Genomic DNA, 3,670 nt, shown 5'->3' with positions numbered 1-3,670 from the left:
GACCCGATCGGACCAGCCGCGCCCGAATGTTGCCCATGTCGGCAACCGCTTGAGGAACGCCAGCCGCGCATCGCAAAGCGCATCGATGGTCACACCGGCCGGCTTTGCCTTGGCCGCCGCGACGGTGACCGGTCCGATCCGCCCGTCCTGCGCAACGCCGACGGCCGCCTGCAAATATATGGCCGCCCGGCCAGGCCCGCTGTTGACGGCGAAATCGAACACAGCGTGGTCGACGCCATCGGGCAATTCGGCGCCGAGCACAGCGTCCCAGTAGAAGCGGCGATAGACGGTGGCGACCTGCGCGTCGCTGATCGCACGCAGATCCGCCTTCGTCGCGTCGGCCTTCACATAGCGACGGAAGCTGGCAAGCGTCACGCCCTTCATGGTGGCGCCGCCGGGGTCAGCCGGATTGTCCGACCAGCCGCCTTCCGATTTGAGAACAAGCGCAAGCGCCCGCGCGAAGTTGCGGTCCATGGTGGTTCCTTTCCGCCCTTCCGGGCAGTTGTTCAGTTTTTGATTTTTGGTATGTTCGCCGGGTGGAGGTTAGGTTTGACGCGGGCGATTATGATTCTGGATATCATTCGCCAAGTTGGCAGATACAGACTTTAAAATTCTGAGTATCAGCAAGAGACCCGTGCGCTCGGTAAGTCATTGACGCACCTAGGGCGCGTAAAAGCACATATGCCTGACATAAAACATTTAGTTTTAGGAGTCCTCATCGGCGCCTTCTCCATCGCGTGGGTAGTTATTGCCACGATAGGGGTGCGGCGAGAGACGCGCGCGTACAACAAAAGCCTGAGAGACATCGATGAGAAGCTCCGTCAGGATAAAGATCAATAGGAGTTCGAAATTCAGCGAGTTTCAGCTAGTGCTTTTTGAAGACGAACAGCTTTGTGTGAAAGGATACTGGGCTGATCACTAAGTCGATCGCGCGTCGTAAGGTCACCATCGGTCGCGACCGGCTCTCATACAATGGTTCAAGCAGGCGCTTTAACAAGCTGCTCTCCCGCATCAACCCCAGATATCCGCCCCTGGACCGACTTTCCAAAAGCCGGAACCCCATCCCGCTGATCGTTCTAATTGTGTCGTTCGGGGTGAAGGCAAATTGGTAAAATCGGGCCATGTCCGCGGCACTCACATCTTCGTATCGACCGAGCCGCATCTTTAGACGCCTCAATGGCGACACGCTGGGGACAGTTAGGAAAAGGAGTCCGCCAGGTTTCAGCACTCGGCGTGCCTCCTCGATGATCGATGCGTAACCATCCTTGAAGTGTTCGATCACCCCCAAGGACCACACCCCTTCGAAAAAGGCATCCTCGAATGGCATTTCTCGCACGTCACCGAGAACGATATTAAGTTCTGGGGCGTGCTTTTTGATCCTAGCGATGGTTACGGGGGCAAAGTCTAATCCGTAAGCCTCGAACCCTGCGTGATGGAGCCCAAAGACTGTATTGGCCACACCGCAGCCTGCATCAATCACTCGATCAGGCGGGCTTAAATACTTTCGGGTAACATGCTGGACAAAGACGCTCTTTTTCCGAATGTCCGCTGCTGTTAGGGATTGCGCCCAACGATCGTCCCAGAATCCTTCGTCGGCTGGTCGGTCGATGAATACAAGACGATCATGCTGCTGATCGAGATATACCTGCTCCACCATTCATTTGCCTCCCCCAAGGCGCTGCTCAATATCAGTTCATTTGCCTCCCCCAAGGCGCTGCTCAACATCAGTTCATTTGCCGTAGTCTCGACCCACAATCGGAACAGCCGGAACGCTGGTATGGAAGCGCCCGAAGAGCAGTACCCACACCAAGACCTGAATCGTCACGAAACCGACGAATGGCTGCCGTGCCTGCGCAAGAACGTTCTCCAAGGCATTCCGGTGCGCATAGACCCCTATCACGCTGCCGAGGATGATCCAGAAGAAGAACCACATACCCTTACTTTTGAGCGAAGCATGGTGCAACGCCACCAACGCTCCGCCATAGATCAACCCAAATACGATCACAACGGGAATACCACCAATCGCCCACGCCTGCCCCCAGAATGTACCAGCCAAGCCGTACAACGCCTGCGAAAATATCTGGGTCTGGAGCACCGTGTTGAACCCAGTGCTGTCAAAGCCGAAGGCCGACGGCTGAATTAGCAGTTGCGCCAAGGTATCGCGAACCGTGTTCCACCATGGATAGGTCGTGCTACTCCTAATCAGCCCTTCGATGTTTTCATGAGTGCCGAAGGCTTCCCAGGAGGCCACCATAGCCATCGGATCAGAACCGCCTGCCAGCATCCTGCCAAACGGCAGGTCGCGTTTGTAGGCCAGATAGAAGGGCTTCATAAAGAAGATGATCGCAAGCGTCGCCAGCCCGATCGCCCATGCCTTCCAATGCAGGGCCGCCTTCGTTATCGGCCACTCCCACAACAACACGATGGCGAACGCCATTGCCAAGATCACCGGGACAGTCCGATCACCCGCGATCGCATTAAGTGCGACCATTAACGCAAAGATGGCTTGATAAATACGAGCGCCGCGACCCCACAACCTATCGAAATAGATCGATGCCAGAAGGCCGATGCCGCTGACCCAACGCCACACGATCGAAATGAGCCCACCAACGGCGTCATAGATGTCGGCACGCTCCATCGCGTACCACTCAAGTCCAGCCCTGTTTGCCATCCATGCATAGCAGGCTAAAGAAATGATCAGCGCGCACCGAATGAACCAGGTGACCCGCATCGGGTGCAGCTGGTAACAAGGGGGACGCCCCCCGTCCACAGACGAAGGCATCAGCAGCAGCGCCAACCCGAACCCTAGCCAAGCAGCGACCATCACCAGAATTGCTTCCGACGACGCCGGCTCGAGATATGGCACCAATCCTTTCGCGCTCACAGGTCGCGTGAAGCCAATCAGCGCGGGCACCGAATAAGCAAGAAGGCCGACATAGCCAATCGCTACAACAGAAACCCGATTGTGGCGGGCCACAAGTATAAAGGTGGTCACGGCCACCATTGACCACAGAGCGAGCACCATATCTTTCGTTCGTCCATTTGGATCAAAAAAGCAACCTAGGCGATTCGGTCATTCACAACGACAAAGTCTACAACTCGAAATCGCCCGCCCAGCCGACTGTCGCGCTGACCACCCATGAGCCCGTTGCGTATGCCTCCAGGGTTACACGCTCGCCGGGATCGAGAATGAGATATTTTCCTGCACCGCCGCCCTTGATCGTGTCCGTCCCGTTGGGCTCGATGTTCATGACATGGGTTGCGTGTACTCCGGCAAAGCCGATCCGAAGGCCAGGCACGGCAGGCGGCAGCGTATGTGTCCGCGTCCCGCCGGCCCCGTTGTTGTGGCAGAGTGCCCGGTTGTGAAGCCCGGACAGCGTTGTGTTGACGGTCAGATTGGTCGGCACACTCGACGTCCCCTGCAGGCCGGGATTGTTGCCGCCAATAAACCTGGTCGCGATGCCGGCCGTGATGGAACTGCCGGTGCCATCACCAACCCATTCCGTCATGTCAAAGCCATCGACCAGCATTTCGTCTATCACGCCGCCGGTGCTTACCCGAAAAGCAACGCCAATGGAGGTCGAGTTTTTCAGGGCGATGTCCCTGAGACTGGCTTTGCGCAGCCGTTGGCCCACGGAAAGGTTGAACCGGATGCCATGCGACTGGGTGT

The 3,670-nt window shown here is 57.0% G+C and carries 4 protein-coding genes; all 4 read right to left on the bottom strand.

From position 1 onward, the window contains the following. Nucleotides 1-474: glycoside hydrolase family 108 protein (locus EN939_RS25090; protein WP_127270499.1), on the bottom strand; the 474-nt coding region annotated here is incomplete at its 3' end. 391 nt (nt 475-865) lie between these two features. After that, nucleotides 866-1,657, bottom strand: a complete 792-nt coding sequence (locus EN939_RS25085) for a class I SAM-dependent methyltransferase (protein ID WP_127270497.1) — start codon at nt 1,655-1,657, stop codon at nt 866-868. Nucleotides 1,658-1,729: 72 nt separating this feature from the next. Continuing rightward, nucleotides 1,730-3,025, bottom strand: a complete 1,296-nt coding sequence (locus EN939_RS25080) for a hypothetical protein (RefSeq protein ID WP_127270495.1) — start codon at nt 3,023-3,025, stop codon at nt 1,730-1,732. Nucleotides 3,026-3,092: 67 nt separating this feature from the next. Further along, on the bottom strand, nt 3,093-3,670 hold a 578-nt coding region (locus EN939_RS25075), incomplete at its 5' end, for a hypothetical protein (protein WP_164751202.1).

Origin of the sequence: Mesorhizobium sp. M7A.F.Ca.CA.002.05.1.1 (assembly GCF_003998335.1) — a bacterium.
Classification (GTDB): domain Bacteria; phylum Pseudomonadota; class Alphaproteobacteria; order Rhizobiales; family Rhizobiaceae; genus Mesorhizobium.
Note: the sequence above shows the minus strand (reverse complement) of the source record. Positions and strands in the feature narration are given on the sequence as shown.

What these genes read in the sequence shown, in the direction of transcription:
- EN939_RS25085 (WP_127270497.1), bottom strand. Translation starts at nt 1,657, where the DNA reads ATGGTGGAGCAGGTATATCTCGATCAGCAGCATGATCGTCTTGTATTC.
- EN939_RS25080 (WP_127270495.1), bottom strand. Translation starts at nt 3,025, where the DNA reads ATGGTGCTCGCTCTGTGGTCAATGGTGGCCGTGACCACCTTTATACTT.